This is a genomic window from Rhodococcus sp. KBS0724, from assembly GCF_005938745.2.
In the GTDB taxonomy this organism is placed as follows: Bacteria; Actinomycetota; Actinomycetes; order Mycobacteriales; family Mycobacteriaceae; genus Rhodococcus_F.
Genome location: NZ_VCBX02000001.1, coordinates 3,171,416 through 3,184,636 on the forward strand (window position 1 = coordinate 3,171,416; position 13,221 = coordinate 3,184,636).

Genomic DNA, 13,221 nt, shown 5'->3' on the forward strand with positions numbered 1-13,221 from the left:
AATCACCGCGCAGACCAGTAACGAAAAAGGGGAAAGACATGATCAACGGCCAGGAAAACGCTTTGCTCGGTGCCTTCTTCGACACCATCCTGCAGCTGTTCAATGCGGGCAGCACCGGCACCGGCTCGACGAATGGTGGCGGCGTCGCCTAGGGGCGCATTCGTGCCCCTGCGCGAAACTTCGCGCAGGGGCACGGCTCTCGCCCCCACTATCTGAGGGGGCGACCACACCGCCGCCCCGCTTAGACCAGGAGCAAATCCATGATCGCCGCACCAACAACCGGCGCTTTGGCCGTCGTCATGAACACCGTCCTGCAGATGTTCAACGCGGGCAGCAGCTTCCTCTTCACCAATAACGCACCGGTCGGGGGTGGGGGCGAAGTCCCCCCGGCAACCACGCCCTGATTGCCCCACTCGCTCGGACCGCAACGTCGCAGACAGGAATTATCGTGATCAACTCGCCGTACACCCAGGGCAGCCTGGTCATCGACTTCGGCTCTCTCGCAAGCGCACTCGGTCTCGGCAGCGCCGGCCCTATCGTCTCGTTCGGCAGCGCCGGAAGTATTGAATTCAGTAGCGTCGGCGGATCTTGACAGACCTCACCGTCTCGCCCGCACATCTTTATCCACTCGCGAACCAGAAAGCAGGTCTTCCTGTGCCCACAATTCCGCTTACCGGCGACCCCGTTGTCATCAACATCATTGTCCAGCTCTTCAGTGCGGGCAGCAGCAATGCGCTTGCCTTGGGCGGCGTCGGGAGCAGCGGCCTCGGTAGCACCGGGCTCGGTAGCTTTGACTCGGCGAGCCTCGGTAGCGCCGCGTAACAGCTGACCGGCGGCGGTTTTCGATCTGCGCCAGACGGTGCGATGGGTCTGCCTCTGCGTGAACTGCTCCCCGAAATTGGGACTGAAAAGAATCAGTTCCAGCTTCCGGGGAGCAGTTCCGTATGGGCGGCTTCTTGTGTACCAGTGAAGAATCTCAGGTCGAGTAGTCTCGCAGCGTAAAAACGAACCCGACGGCGATCGCAACGACCGCCAGGATGTACACCACAATCCGCAACCACGCCGGGCCGACAAAACTCACGGTAGTTGCTGCACCTAGAGCCACAATGATCATCACGACGCCGTAAGCCGGTGTGCGTTCCGGATGCTCCCCGTGCCGATGCTGTGAATTCTCCACTACTTCACTGTGCGCCACAGTGGTTGGCAGACGCAATGGTGCGGGTTTTGTCAGTGTGAGTACAACTGTGTCTCGAGAGCTGGATTCACGTGGACGGATTCGAGGCGGGCGAGATCGGCGGACACGACAATCGTGACCACGTCCTCGATCCCGGTTGCAGCGCACCAGGTTTGGTTCGCGGGCCACCAGAAGTTCGGAGTGCGCATCCGGGTTGCGGGCTGTGCGGGGGACCGGGTTGTCGTGACTACCTGGTAGTCCAGACCGTGTGGGCTTTCCGAGACTCGCGCACAACCTCGGATGGGTTCGTCGAGGAACCCGCCCCATCCGGCCCAGAAGAGTCCCGCGTGTGCGTCGTCGAAATGCTCGTACACGATATCGACGAGTTCCGGTGGTAGTGATCCCATTTCCGGCGAGGTATCGAAGATGCCGTCGATTGTGGCATTCGGATCCGGGGGCGTGGTGCTATCGGGAAACCACGCCCCGACGATCTCGGAAAAATGCGTTCCGGCCACTATCTTCGTGCCGACAGCAGCGGCGATCTGCGCCCATGTCACGGCCCGAGGTTCGCGGTCGTAATCGAGATAGGCCGGGTGCAGGATCCGTAGAACATGCGGGAAGCGGTCCGCCATCCAGTGATCACTCGGTTCTGCATAAGGATAGGGGTAGGGCGCGAGCCATGTCGCGCTATCGGGCGACGGATCGCCGATCCACCCTAGGCGTGGGGACATGCTGCGTTCATATCAGGAACAGACTTGCTGAAACGTTGTGGCTTCCGGTCGTACTCGATAGCGCTTCTCTTTTCCATCGGCTTCGAAAACAGCGGAGGTTTCCGATAATTGGGTCATCGTGCCCTTCTGATACGGATCATCCCAGCCGGAGGGGGAGTTGTTCTGCCGGGCATCAGAACTGATTGCTTCCCAGTACTTTCCTGCGAACTTGGCTTCTCGCGCACCGCAATGTGTGTACATCTTGTAGCTGTAGGCCGTCCCGATTTCAACCTTGTCCGGAGATGGTTCCGACGGTGTTCCGCATCCAGTTGCACACGCTGTGACCAGCATTGCCATGCATAGCCAGCGCGTTGCCGAATGCCTCGTCATGCATCGACAGTAGCGTTTCGGTTGGCATGTTCGATCGAACTCCTATATTTCGAATATCAACGTGAAGCGGCCTTCCGGAGTCCACACCCCTGCTGCTACGCGTCCTGCATCGAGGGAAACCAGCGTCTCGAGGTCGCCCTCGTCACGGAAGTCGAGCAGCAAACGGGCGCGCACTGGCTCACCGAGGCTCTCGTTCGTCACTACGAGAGAATCTTCCATGGCATAGATAGCAATTCGTTCCTCATTGATCCAGCACGCCGCTAGACCGATGCCGATCTCGGTGACCAGGTCATCTGCTGAGAGCCGACCGATTTCGTCCATCGAGGGCCATGCCAAAACGCGCGCCGTTTCGGGATCATCTGGGTACGGAGTGACGAGCAACCGGGTGCCGGACGGATTGAAGCCGGCGATCACGGGGTCTTGCCCGCAGAGGATTTCATCGACCCGAAGAGACCCGCTGATGACCTCGACCCGTTGCGCAACACAGCCATCCTGACCCATCGGAAACTCGATCACGACAACGAGTTCAGTCGGGTGCGGAATGATGAAGGCAGTCGCGCCGTCGGCGTCAATGGTGGCCTCGTCCACTACGTCACCAGTGGCCGGGTTGATGAGAAGAACGCGGTGCGTTTCCGCCGCTGGTGCGGTGGCGATCAGGAGGTCACCGACAAAAGCTGCTGCGTCGCAGTTCACATCCGCGACTGTCACTGCGGCTTCGGGTGTACCGGTGGCTGCGACTGTACCGGGGGCTGCGCCGAGGATCAGCAGGTTCGAGCCGTCAGATACCGCAAGATGTTCGAGCCCACGTGCGGCCAGCACACGGGATGCTTCAAGCTCGTGTGCTGCAATCTCTTCGAGTTGGTCGTCTAATAGTCGGACAATGCCATCTTGGTACTGGACGAACTGGCGATGTCCCTCAACGGTTCCGGCATCGACGAGCGACAACTGGCCGTCAATCATTGCTATGGCATTCGTTCGCGCGCGCATGCTCCAAGTATCTACTGTTCCAATGCCGGCTCGAATCGATCCGTGGCTGTTTACTTCGCGCATCCGAGTGTTGTGCCACTATCGGCAGATGGCGGTGCGATGGTACGAAAGTGAACGGCTGGACCGGTGGTATTTCACAGTGGCGTCGGTCTTGCTGATTGTCGTGATCGGCCCCTCCCAAGTCGGAGCGGTGACGTCGTCACCCTCAGCGTGGGATTGTGTTGTATTCGGGATCTGGGTGGTCGCTGCTGTCGGGTCGGTCGTTTTTGCGATTCGACATTGGCGCAATCGGAACACTCCCACGCAGAGCAGTCTTGCCGGCTCGATCGATCCCGCCGACATTCCGGTTGCCGACGTGCAGTCCGCAGTGTCATCGCACACGCAGCGGATCTCCGCCATCAAAATGCTACGAGAGCAGCATCGTGGACTAGGGCTCAAAGACGCCGCGGATCTGGTCGACACAGAGTTACGCCGCCGTGAGATAGGGGAGAGCGATATGTGAGCGATTAGGCCTCCAGAAACAGCCTTCACGCATACGAATGTAACCAGTGATACATTTTTCAATGTGAACATCGAATCATCCGTGAGTTGGCGGATAATCCTGATCAAGATTGCTGCCGAGCCGACGCGTCATCGCGTGGCAGTGTGGCGAGAACTTCGCAAAGTAGGAGCGTTGTCGATCGGTCAAGGCACCTGGGCCGTGCCCAACGTGCCGGCATTCACTGCCGGTGTCGACCGTGCAAAAGAACTTGTAGACCGCGCATCCGGTGAGATCGTCTTCCTCAACGCAACGGGTGCGAGCGACGAAGACAACTCGCGATTCGCCGCCATGTTCACCGCGGCTCGCGAGGAAGACTGGGGCGAATTCCTGTCGGACTGCGCAAAATACGAGGACGAGCTCGACAAGGAGATCCGGATCAAGAAATTCACACTCGCAGAACTCGAGGAAGAAGAGCAGAGCCTGGACAGGCTTCGTCGTTGGCATCGAGACTTGAAGGCGCGCGACGTATTTGGCGCGAGCAATGCCGCAAGCGCGACCGCGGCGCTCCAACAGTGCACCCTGCGGTTCGAGGACTACTCGGAGCGAGTGATCAACGCACTGCATTCTCCCGACGGTAATGACAACGGGATCGGTCATGAGTGACAACAAGGAACAGGTCGAAGGGGCGCGATGGCAGATGTGGCCGCTGTACGCGGCCGGATTCACGACTGCGTTCGGAGCCCATGCCGTTGCCGCGAACCTTGTGTTCGATCTCGACGATCTTGCGAGTTCTCTGCTCTATCTGGGTCTGCTGCTGGCTCTGTACGACGGAGCCGAAGTCCTGCTCAAACCCGTGTTCGGTACGCTCGCGGACCGGATCGGTGCCAAGCCGGTTCTGCTCGGTGGGCTCGTCGCATTTGCCGCAGCGTCGTTGCTGTTTGTTCTTGTCGCAGATACGGATTGGTTGTGGTTGGCGCGCTTGGGTCAAGGCGCGGCAGCATCGGCATTCTCGCCGGCAGCAAGTTCGTCAGTCGCCAGATTGACTCGAAAAGGCAAACACGGCAGTGCATTCGGAACCTACGGGTTCTACAAGAGCCTCGGCTACACACTGGGCCCATTGCTCGGAGGCGTGATCGTCTGGGTCGGCGGTCTCACACTTCTGTTTGCAGTCATGACCGTTCTGGCTCTGGTTGTCGCCATCTGGGCGCGGGTCTCGGTGCCGACACTTCCGCCGCTACCTCGGACACGGCAAACCGTCGTCGATCTGGCTCGACGCCTGAGCGATCGTCAGTTCCTCGGTCCCACCGCAGCTCTCGCGGCGTCGACCGCCGCATTGTCGGTAGGCGTGGGGTTTCTCCCGGTTGTCGGCGTTGACGCCGGACTTGGGCCGATAGCGACTGGTGCGGCCGTATCAGTACTGGCGTTGTGTGCGGCATTTGCTCAACCACGAACAGGACGTGCGCTCGACGCCGGAAAAATCACGGTGCAGCGCGGTGTGGCCTGCGGATTGGTTGTCACGGCTGCCGGTCTTGCGCTTGCCATGATTCCGGGGTTGGTCGGAATTCTCACCGCGGCAATTGCCGTCGGCATCGGCACCGGCATCATCACGCCCTTGGGGTTTGCCGCACTCGCTGCATCGACGCCCGAGGAACGGATGGGTCAGACGATGGGTGCAGCCGAATTGGGCCGCGAACTCGGCGACGCGGGTGGTCCGCTGATCGTTGCGGGCGTGGCGGCCGTCGCAACACTGACGGCGGGCTTCGGTGTGCTTGCCGTGATCACTCTGTTGATCGGCGCCGATTCCGCACGTCAACGCACGGTCCGCTCAACCCAATAGGATTCGGCCTCATGAATGCAGTCATCGACTACACATCGCCCGGACCGTTGACCGGTGTTGGCGGGGTCGATTTGCTCACGCTGGATCCGCTTCCCGCCGATCCGACGGGCATTTGCCGAGCAGTTCCTCACTTGGTGATCCAGCCCAGCGATGCGCAGTCTCTGAATCTGTCTGGCGATCGATTCGACGAAAATCAGATCCGCCCGGCGAGCGTTCTGTTCGAGCGGTTACTCGCACTCGATCCGGCTCCGGTGACCATTGCCCGGGAACCAGGCAAACGCGTCGTCGGGACCTGTCGGCATTTTGCCGTGATGAGTTGTGCGTTGCTGCGTCACCGCGGTATTGCCGCTCGTGTCCGCTGTGGTTTCGCGACGTACTTCCAGTCGGGTCAGGGCGTCGACCATTGGATTACCGAGTATCGGGACGAGGGCAGGGAGCGGTGGATTCGGATCGACTCGGAGATTCTCGGGCAGAAGGTGCTTTCGCACGCGGATGACCTTCGGCCTGGCGAGTTTCTCAGTGGCGGCGAGGCCTGGGTTGCTTATCGGCGCGGCGAGATCGACGCGTCCCAGTTCGGGGTTTACGGAACCCAAAACTGGGGGCCGGCCGAAATTCGCGGCAACGCCGTGAAGGATCTCGCCGCGATGAACAAAATCGAAATGCTGCCGTGGGATGAGTGGGGTCGCATGACCGATGCCTACGACGGAAAGACCGGAGCGGAGTACGACCTGCTGCTCGACGAGATTGCAGAAGTGTGCGCCGGTGATAATCCTGTCGCCGTTCGTGCACTGTACGAGCACGAGGATTTGCGTGTGCCGGAGAATCTCATCTGCTGATGATGCTCAAGATGGCATTGTCGGGAATTCGTCGCTCGCTTGAACTCGGATCACATGCGCGACAGTCGATGACGTGACGGACAGGACCATCCCGGAGATCATGACCAGCCAGAGTCCCCATCCGACCGACGGTCCGATGATTCTTCCCGCGATCTCGGTACCGCGTTGAAGGATGCAGGCGGCGTTGCCGACAGCAACGATCAGCACTGCGATTCCCACCAGGGGGCCGATGTAGTGGTTTTTCACCTCCGGGGTGACGCCCCTCCACAGAAGCGGGGTCAACGCAAAAGCCGCACCGATTCCGAGGACCAGCGTGATCACGCCGCATTCGCTGATTCCGGTCCGTTCCGATGCGAGGAACGACGTCCACGGACCGATGCTGCCGATGATGATGCCGGCGCACGAGAGCGCTGCCGCGATCAGATTCGGCCTGAAATGAGCAGGCACCGGCATCTGGGGTGCCCGCGGTCCCATCCCGAACGGCTGCTGCTCATACGGCTGATGTACCCCGATAGTCACTGGGTGGACCGACTTTCTCTCACACCGTTGTTGCTCATGACGAGCTTCTTTCGGAGTCTAGAGACCAGCCGTTATGGTGTGACCGATTCGGCGATATTCGATTGAAGTTGCCCGAGCTGTCAGCCCAAAGCAACGGGAAGGAGGCCTCGCGGAGTCTCCTGAACTATCTGGTTCAGCGCTGATGTCAGAGTCGGATATGTGAACTGGAAGCCGGTGTCGGAGAGAACACCCGGGGCGACCCAGCGACTCTTGAGAACTAGTTCGGCTTCGGTGCGTATGACGCGTGCGCCTAATTTCAGCATCCAGTCGGGCGTTGGCAACCCGCGTGCTCGACCCAGGGACGTCCGCACCTCATCCATCAGCACGCTGTTGGTCACTGCATCGGGTGAGGCGACGTTGACTGGGCCGGATACTTCCGGGTGCTCGTAGACGTGAATGATGGAGCGCGCGAGATCGTGGACATGAACCCAGCTGAACATCTGCCGACCGTCGCCCATTCTTCCGCCGAAGCCTAGGCGGGTCAGATTGATGAACGGATTGATCGTCCCGCCGCCGGCGCCGAGCACGATCGACATCCGAAGTGCCACCTTGCGAATGGGGGTCGGTGACTCGAACAGAGCTTGTTCCCAGGCCCGCGCGACGGCCACGGAGAATCCCGACCCCAGCTCGCCGGTGTTCTCATCCATCGGCCGGTCATGGGCGTCGCGATAGATCGTGCCGGTACTGGCATTGATCCAGAGCGACGGCGGCTGTGGTGTTCGGTCCAACGCCCGACCGAGCAGTGCGGTCGTTTCCACCCGAGATGAGAAGATCTCGTCCGCATTGTGCTTGTTGTAGCGACAGCTCACCGAGCGTCCGGCGAGATTGACAACCAGATCAGCTCCGTCCAGAACATCCACGACGCTTTGCATATCGGACCACACGCCATCGCACGAGTTGCCTCGCCCAATTGTCCGCACATTGATCCCGCTCGTTTCCAGCGAGCAGCGAAGGTACTGGCCGATATAGCCCGACGCACCGCAAATGACGACGTTGTTCATGGTGCTCATCGCACTGTCTCCTCTTCTCGCGCAGTGGCTTTGGCTATCAGCGTGGCGACATCGCCGACTAAGCTCCTGGCCACTGGCAACCGCGCGAGTTTGACCGCTTTCGCGACGACGGGGGCAAGGCCGTCGACCAGTGTGCGGGTGCGGCGCTGTCCGGGAGAAGAATCGGTGACCCAATGCAACGTCACACCCATGTAGGTGAGCCACAGAAGTGTGGGGAGCTGATTCTCCAATGACGACGGTGTCCGCTGGTGGGAGGCAGTCAGAGCCTCGCGCATCAGGTCGATCGCCATTGCTCGGGCATCGGCGGACTCGGCGGAAAACGGGCTGGATTTCGAGGTGGTTGGCAGCGCACTTTGCAGGAATGCGCCGCCGAAGCCGTGATAGGGCGTCATGACATCGAGTCCGGAGTGCAGAACCATCCTCAGGTTCTCGGCGAGCGAGCCACCCTCGCGTAGCAGCGGAAGCGCCTGATCGCGGTGAGCGCGCTGGACGACCAGATAGAGCTCGAGAACAAGTTCGTCCTTGCTGGCGAAGTAGTAATAGGCGTTGCCGAGAGAGACACCGGCCTCGCTTGCGATCCGGCGCATCGTGGTCGACTGGAAGCCATCGTCGCGAAAAAGCCGCAAGGCGGTTTCTACCAGCTTTTCGCGCGTCTGCGCCCCGCGATTACTCATCACGCCTCCTGTTTTTGAACGTGTTCAAATTAAGTGTACGCCTCAAAGTTGAACGTGTTCTATTTCAGACGTGTGGTTAGGGTGAATGCGCGAAATCCAGGGCTTCCTTGATCCAGGCGTTGAACTCCACAGTGGAACTGGTGCCCGTGCGATCGACCTCGATCCAACCTTTGCTCATCGGTTTTCCTCGCATGTCAGGCCAGTTCGCACCCTTGTGCAACAGCAGTTCGTCGACGTGTTCCGGTGCGCACCGAATCAACAGGTTGCCGTGAGAGTTCGCCGCGACCGCCAACTGTTCGCTCACCATGAAACTCAGGCCGCCGAACATCTTCACCTCGGTGACATCGTTCTCGTCCGCTAGTGCATCGCGGATCCGGTCTGCCAGTGCTTTGTCGTATGCCATGCGACCATCCCTCGATGTTGATATCGCGTCCCCGGTGCGGATACGTCTGACAAGCGTGACATGCAATGGCCGAGAAGCGTTACGAATGAGCAGGCTCTGCTGCCGTGAAGAACTCGACGAGTGAATACGGCGCGTGGTCGCCCAGGCAGAGTTCCAGGATCAGGTCTGCGTCCGCGGCCTCCGACTGGCTGCGGGAGAACATCTCGGATTCGTAGCCCGCGAGTGCCACTTCGACGTTGTCCGGGTGCACTGCGATCGCCTTCCCGAGTTCAGCGCCGTCGAACATTGCCAAATTCGCGCCCTCGCCGGACGGCGCCATCAAGTGCGCAGCGTCACCGAGGAGCGTCACGCCCGGAACACGGTCCCATGCGTGATCATTCGGGAGCGCATAGATCGGGCGCGAGATCGGCGCGGTTTCACCCGCGGTGATCAGAGCGGTGAGTTCTGGTGCCCACCCGTCGAATTCGGCCGCGACGCGGGCAATCGATGTGGCTGCGTCGGTGAAGTCGATACCCGCAATCCACTCGGCGGGCCGGTTCAGTTGAACGTACGTATGAATGACGCCGCCAGCCTCACGGTGCGCGGTGATTCCCTGGCCTGGTGCGAGTGCATACATAGCGCCGTCGCCGACTATGTCGGCTGTTGCGCGGTGCCGTTCGTCAACGTCGTGCAGGTATGTCTCGATGAACACGGTGCCGACGTACTCGGGTTTACTGTCGGACAGAAGCGGTCGTATTTTCGACCACGCGCCGTCGGCCCCCACGAGCAGCCCGGTGGCGACAGTTGCGCCGTCGTCGAAGGTGAGTTCGTGTCGGCCGTCGCCGAGAGAAACGGCGCTGGACACTTTCCGTCCCCACTCGATTGTCGAGTCAGGTAGTGAGTCGAGCAGTATCCGGCGAAGATCTCCGCGAAGTACCTCGGGACGTCCGCCTGTGCCGTCGTCCGGTTCGTCGAGCAGTACCGTGCCGCGCTGGTCGAGTATCCGCGAAGCCGCACCGCCCTCATGAATGATCGCGCGGAACTGGTCGGTGAGGCCGGCCGCCGCGAGCGCGAGTTGCCCGTTGTTTTCATGGATGTCGAGCTGGCCTCCCTGCGTGCGGGCTTCTGCGGAGGGCTCCGACTCGTAGATCGTTGCGGGGATGCCGTGGAGGTGGAGGACGCGCGCGAGGGTGAGGCCGCCGAGGCCTGCACCGATGATCGTGACTGGTGCTGTCATGGTCTTGATTCCTTCCAGCGAGATTGGAACGTTGTTCCATAAGCAATCTTGGAACAACGTTCCAGATCTGTCAAGATGGACAGATGGACTCAAAGTCGCAGCGGACCGAACGACGCACGGATGCACTGTCGAAAGAGCGAATCGTCGAGACCGCGATCGAGATTCTCGACAGCGAGGGCGAGAGCGCGCTGACATTCCGCGCGTTGGCATCTCGACTGGCAACCGGTAGCGGCGCGATCTACTGGCACGTGGCAAACAAGAACGAACTGCTTGCAGCGACGACTACCGCCGTCATCACGCGCGTCATGGCCGACGCTGCACCAGGGGCGACGCCGCGGGAAACCATACGCGCAACCGCTCTCGATGTCTTCGACGCGATCGACGCGCACCCCTGGGTCGGCACCCAACTCTCACGCGAGCCGTGGCAGTCTGCAGTGCTGCAGATTTTCGAAGGCGTTGGCCGTCAACTCCAAGAGTTGGGCGTCCCGGAATCCGCGCAGTTCGACTGCGCCTCCGCCCTGGTGAACTATGTTCTCGGCCTGGCGGGACAGTACGCGGCGGGTGCACGCCTTCATGCACGCGAGACGGATCGATCGGCCTTCCTTGCGACAATCGCCGCCGGATGGGAGCAACTCGACTCGGCTGATTACCCGTTCCTGCGTCAGGTGACAGCTCAGTTGCGCGACCATGACGACCGTCAGCAATTTCTGGCAGGGATCGATCTCATCCTGGCCGGAATCGCAACCGTTCGATAGATGGCCGTCGCTGTTCCCTCCGGCAGTGCATGTGGGTGTTCGAAGCCGCCGGGAAGGCCGGATTAGCCTCGGGCTACAAGCAATTCGGCAATCCTCGCGACAAGGTTGAGCGGAATCGGCTTGTTCAGCGGAAACTTCGCGGTCGCTTTGGCTGATCGATACGGGTCGATTGCCTTCTCGAATTCGGTGTCACCCTCGGGGAGTGGGTACATCGAAATGTGGTGTTTCCCTCCGGCGAAATGCACAACGCTTTTGCCGTGGACCGTAATGGTCGGCATCTGGTAGCTGATGGTTTCTCCGGCGCCGGGGACTGCCTCGTGGATGGTCTGACGTATGCTCTCGAGCGCATGTTGCACATCGTCCGGGAACGACGCGATGTACTGGTCGACGGTCGCGAATTTCGCCGGGCCCGAACTGTCGGGGCTCTCTGTGCTCACCAGTCGAACATATCGTCATCCGGCGTTGTCGACAGTGCATTCGTCAATCGATTGGTAACCATTGATTCGCTGGTCGTCGTGTCGATCGAGCAGTATGGTGCCTTATGCGCTATTCACGGGAATTGCTGGGCGTTGCGGCCGTCGCCTTGTTGGTCGGATGTGGTGCGCCGAGCAATAAGGCGGAAGAGGTACCAACACCGACGTCGCGGGCGAATGTGCCGGGCCTGGTGGAACCAACGTGCCTGGCAGCCAATCTCCTCGGATTCTCCGACTTGCCGCAGGCAGCAGCACCGGTTCCAGAACCCCGGCCGATCCCGGCCGATTTTGTGCCCGTCCGAGTGGTCACATGCGAGGGTGACTGGAGCGCCGGTGTCGTCGAGCACTCAGTGTCGTGGGTCGAGGAACGGCGCGAAGGCAATATGGACGCCGTTATTGCAGGCTACCGGCTTCCGTCCGATGCACCGCCGGAAGTCCGCACCTGTTTTGTGGACCAGCCGACGCCTCCGATTGTGTGGCTCGTAGACGATCAAGGCCTCGGACTGCTCGCTCCAGACCTGCCGACAGATGCGTGTGGCGGGTACAAGTGGGACGCGATCACTGTCATCCGGGCGTTGCCGGTCACCGAACGGATTGTCCACCTCATCCCCGTTTCGCCGACGATTGAAGCTCGGTTCGTCACACCGGACTGACGGCATCTGCGGACATGCTTGGGAGGCGCCATGAGTCGGGCGGCCGACTAATTGTGATTCGGTTGCCAGAAGTTGGGCCTGGAACCATCGATATCGGCGAAGCCGTACTCTGCTCCGAGTTCACCTGAACTGACAGATCGCTGATTCCATCGGGCCCGGTTCGGATCGGCAGCGAGAGCGGCCACCGCGCGTCCGACAAATCTCGGCGACTCCGAGCGAGCAAAATCCGGTGGCGCAGTGGGGCCATCCCGATCGGGCAGTAGCGCGTCTCGCCAATTCGATTCTGTGACACCAAAATTGTCGAGCATCATCTCTGACCGCAGGAAGCCCGGAGTAACGGCAACGGCGGTACATCCGAACGGGGCCAGTTCATGGCCTTGTGAATATGCGAGCCGGTTCACCGACACCTTTGCCAAGTCGTAGAACACCGAGATGCGATAGTTCGAGGCATTGTATTCGGTAGTGCCATCGGTTATTTCGACGACCAAGCCACCGGGCCGGCCGATCAGGAGCGGCAAGAGATGATGCGATGTGGTGATGTGGGTATCGATCGCCAGGCGCAAGATGTGAAAGCCCTTGTCCAGATCGTGTTCCCATAACGGTGTGTTCCACTCCGCTGGTCCGCCCTTGAGTAGCTCCGCGCCCCAGATGTCGTTGACCAAGATGTCGATATGGCCGTAGTCGGCGCGCAGTCTCCCAGCGAGATCAGCCACCTGAGTGCTCTTGAGGTGATCGACGGCAATCGGAACTCCGATGCCGCCTGATTCGGTGACAAGTGCCGCCGTCTCTTCGATGGTTTCGTTACGCGGATAGTCCGACTGAAGGATGCCGGTAGAGGTGCTCCGACCAGTGCAGATGACGGTTGCGCCGGCTTCGCCCAATGCTGCGGCTATTCCGCGTCCGGCGCCCCGCGTTGCCCCGGCAACTACTGCTACTCGCCCGCGTAGGGCATCTGGTTGAGGTGTCCACGCCATTGTCCGATTCTGCTCGCGGACGTTGTCTCGTTCAAGACCTCGAAGCAAGAAAGGAACCGAAAGCTCTCCGGGCGCGTCAAATTTCATGAG

The 13,221-nt window shown here is 60.6% G+C and carries 20 protein-coding genes; 9 read left to right on the plus strand and 11 right to left on the minus strand.

All coding sequences use genetic code 11. The features are described from left to right. Nucleotides 1-260: 260 nt before the first annotated feature. The 3 genes from FFI94_RS33660 to FFI94_RS33670 all read left to right on the plus strand — a co-directional run bounded on the left by FFI94_RS33660 (nucleotide 261) and on the right by FFI94_RS33670 (nucleotide 822). On the plus strand, nucleotides 261-404 hold the full coding sequence (locus tag FFI94_RS33660; protein WP_185993205.1) for a hypothetical protein: 144 nt from the start codon (nucleotides 261-263) through the stop codon (nucleotides 402-404). A 44-nt stretch (nucleotides 405-448) separates the two neighbouring features. Further along, on the plus strand, nucleotides 449-592 hold the full coding sequence (locus tag FFI94_RS33665; RefSeq protein ID WP_185993206.1) for a hypothetical protein: 144 nt from the start codon (nucleotides 449-451) through the stop codon (nucleotides 590-592). Between the two features lie 62 nt (nucleotides 593-654). Beyond that, entirely contained in the window at nucleotides 655-822 is a 168-nt protein-coding gene (locus tag FFI94_RS33670; protein WP_185993207.1) for a hypothetical protein, read from the plus strand. A 154-nt stretch (nucleotides 823-976) separates the two neighbouring features. On the opposite strand, the gene FFI94_RS14655 is transcribed toward FFI94_RS33670, so the two are convergent. The 4 genes from FFI94_RS14655 to FFI94_RS14665 all read right to left on the minus strand — a co-directional run bounded on the left by FFI94_RS14655 (nucleotide 977) and on the right by FFI94_RS14665 (nucleotide 3,261). Next, nucleotides 977-1,177, minus strand: a complete 201-nt coding sequence (locus FFI94_RS14655) for a hypothetical protein (RefSeq protein WP_138868504.1) — start codon at nucleotides 1,175-1,177, stop codon at nucleotides 977-979. A 50-nt stretch (nucleotides 1,178-1,227) separates the two neighbouring features. After that, a complete protein-coding gene (locus FFI94_RS14660; RefSeq protein ID WP_138868505.1) occupies nucleotides 1,228-1,905 on the minus strand; it encodes a hypothetical protein in 678 nt (225 codons plus the stop codon). A 265-nt stretch (nucleotides 1,906-2,170) separates the two neighbouring features. Next, nucleotides 2,171-2,302, minus strand: coding sequence for a hypothetical protein (locus FFI94_RS34195; RefSeq protein WP_260684127.1), 132 nt, complete (start codon nucleotides 2,300-2,302; stop codon nucleotides 2,171-2,173). Between the two features lie 14 nt (nucleotides 2,303-2,316). Then, nucleotides 2,317-3,261, minus strand: a complete 945-nt coding sequence (locus tag FFI94_RS14665; protein ID WP_221937751.1) for a hypothetical protein — start codon at nucleotides 3,259-3,261, stop codon at nucleotides 2,317-2,319. Between the two features lie 88 nt (nucleotides 3,262-3,349). Here FFI94_RS14665 and FFI94_RS14670 point away from each other — a divergent pair, with 88 nt between their 5' ends. The 4 genes from FFI94_RS14670 (at nucleotide 3,350) to FFI94_RS14685 (ending at nucleotide 6,415) form a co-directional block, all read left to right on the plus strand. Then, entirely contained in the window at nucleotides 3,350-3,763 is a 414-nt protein-coding gene (locus FFI94_RS14670; protein ID WP_138868507.1) for a ribosomal protein L7/L12, read from the plus strand. Between the two features lie 63 nt (nucleotides 3,764-3,826). Next, on the plus strand, nucleotides 3,827-4,405 hold the full coding sequence (locus FFI94_RS14675; RefSeq protein ID WP_260684128.1) for a Chromate resistance protein ChrB: 579 nt from the start codon (nucleotides 3,827-3,829) through the stop codon (nucleotides 4,403-4,405). Continuing rightward, nucleotides 4,398-5,579, plus strand: coding sequence for an MFS transporter (locus FFI94_RS14680; protein ID WP_260684129.1), 1,182 nt, complete (start codon nucleotides 4,398-4,400; stop codon nucleotides 5,577-5,579). Before FFI94_RS14675 ends, FFI94_RS14680 begins: the two co-directional genes overlap by 8 nt. An 11-nt stretch (nucleotides 5,580-5,590) precedes the next feature. Then, nucleotides 5,591-6,415: a transglutaminase-like domain-containing protein gene (locus FFI94_RS14685; RefSeq protein WP_138868508.1), complete on the plus strand. Its 825-nt coding sequence runs from the start codon at nucleotides 5,591-5,593 to the stop codon at nucleotides 6,413-6,415. 6 nt (nucleotides 6,416-6,421) lie between these two features. Here the strand turns inward: FFI94_RS14685 and FFI94_RS14690 are convergent, their stop codons facing one another. The 5 genes from FFI94_RS14690 to FFI94_RS14710 all read right to left on the minus strand — a co-directional run bounded on the left by FFI94_RS14690 (nucleotide 6,422) and on the right by FFI94_RS14710 (nucleotide 10,276). Continuing rightward, nucleotides 6,422-6,934 carry a hypothetical protein gene (locus tag FFI94_RS14690; protein WP_138868509.1) on the minus strand — a complete coding sequence of 171 codons (513 nt, stop codon included), beginning with the start codon at nucleotides 6,932-6,934 and terminating at the stop codon, nucleotides 6,422-6,424. A gap of 119 nt (nucleotides 6,935-7,053) precedes the next feature. Further along, nucleotides 7,054-7,983, minus strand: coding sequence for a TIGR01777 family oxidoreductase (locus FFI94_RS14695; protein ID WP_260684130.1), 930 nt, complete (start codon nucleotides 7,981-7,983; stop codon nucleotides 7,054-7,056). Then, nucleotides 7,980-8,657, minus strand: coding sequence for a TetR family transcriptional regulator (locus tag FFI94_RS14700; RefSeq protein WP_138868510.1), 678 nt, complete (start codon nucleotides 8,655-8,657; stop codon nucleotides 7,980-7,982). Before FFI94_RS14700 ends, FFI94_RS14695 begins: the two co-directional genes overlap by 4 nt. Before the next feature lie 76 nt (nucleotides 8,658-8,733). Further along, the gene (locus FFI94_RS14705) at nucleotides 8,734-9,060 is read right to left on the minus strand and encodes a TfoX/Sxy family protein (RefSeq protein WP_138868511.1); all 327 of its coding nucleotides are present in this window, start codon (nucleotides 9,058-9,060) and stop codon (nucleotides 8,734-8,736) included. Nucleotides 9,061-9,139: 79 nt separating this feature from the next. Then, complete coding sequence (locus FFI94_RS14710; RefSeq protein ID WP_138868512.1) at nucleotides 9,140-10,276, minus strand: NAD(P)/FAD-dependent oxidoreductase; 1,137 nt, start codon at nucleotides 10,274-10,276, stop codon at nucleotides 9,140-9,142. Between the two features lie 83 nt (nucleotides 10,277-10,359). Between FFI94_RS14710 and FFI94_RS14715 the strand changes: the two genes are divergently transcribed. Further along, nucleotides 10,360-11,031 (plus strand): TetR/AcrR family transcriptional regulator, encoded by a 672-nt coding sequence (locus tag FFI94_RS14715; protein ID WP_138868513.1) that lies wholly within the window; start codon nucleotides 10,360-10,362, stop codon nucleotides 11,029-11,031. Nucleotides 11,032-11,093: 62 nt separating this feature from the next. Here FFI94_RS14715 and FFI94_RS14720 read toward each other — a convergent pair whose 3' ends face one another. Further along, nucleotides 11,094-11,468, minus strand: a complete 375-nt coding sequence (locus FFI94_RS14720; RefSeq protein WP_138868514.1) for an iron chaperone — start codon at nucleotides 11,466-11,468, stop codon at nucleotides 11,094-11,096. 104 nt (nucleotides 11,469-11,572) lie between these two features. Between FFI94_RS14720 and FFI94_RS14725 the strand changes: the two genes are divergently transcribed. After that, on the plus strand, nucleotides 11,573-12,157 hold the full coding sequence (locus tag FFI94_RS14725) for a hypothetical protein (RefSeq protein WP_138868515.1): 585 nt from the start codon (nucleotides 11,573-11,575) through the stop codon (nucleotides 12,155-12,157). A gap of 47 nt (nucleotides 12,158-12,204) precedes the next feature. Here FFI94_RS14725 and FFI94_RS14730 read toward each other — a convergent pair whose 3' ends face one another. Then, nucleotides 12,205-13,131, minus strand: coding sequence for an SDR family oxidoreductase (locus FFI94_RS14730; RefSeq protein WP_138868516.1), 927 nt, complete (start codon nucleotides 13,129-13,131; stop codon nucleotides 12,205-12,207). Nucleotides 13,132-13,221 lie beyond the last annotated feature (90 nt).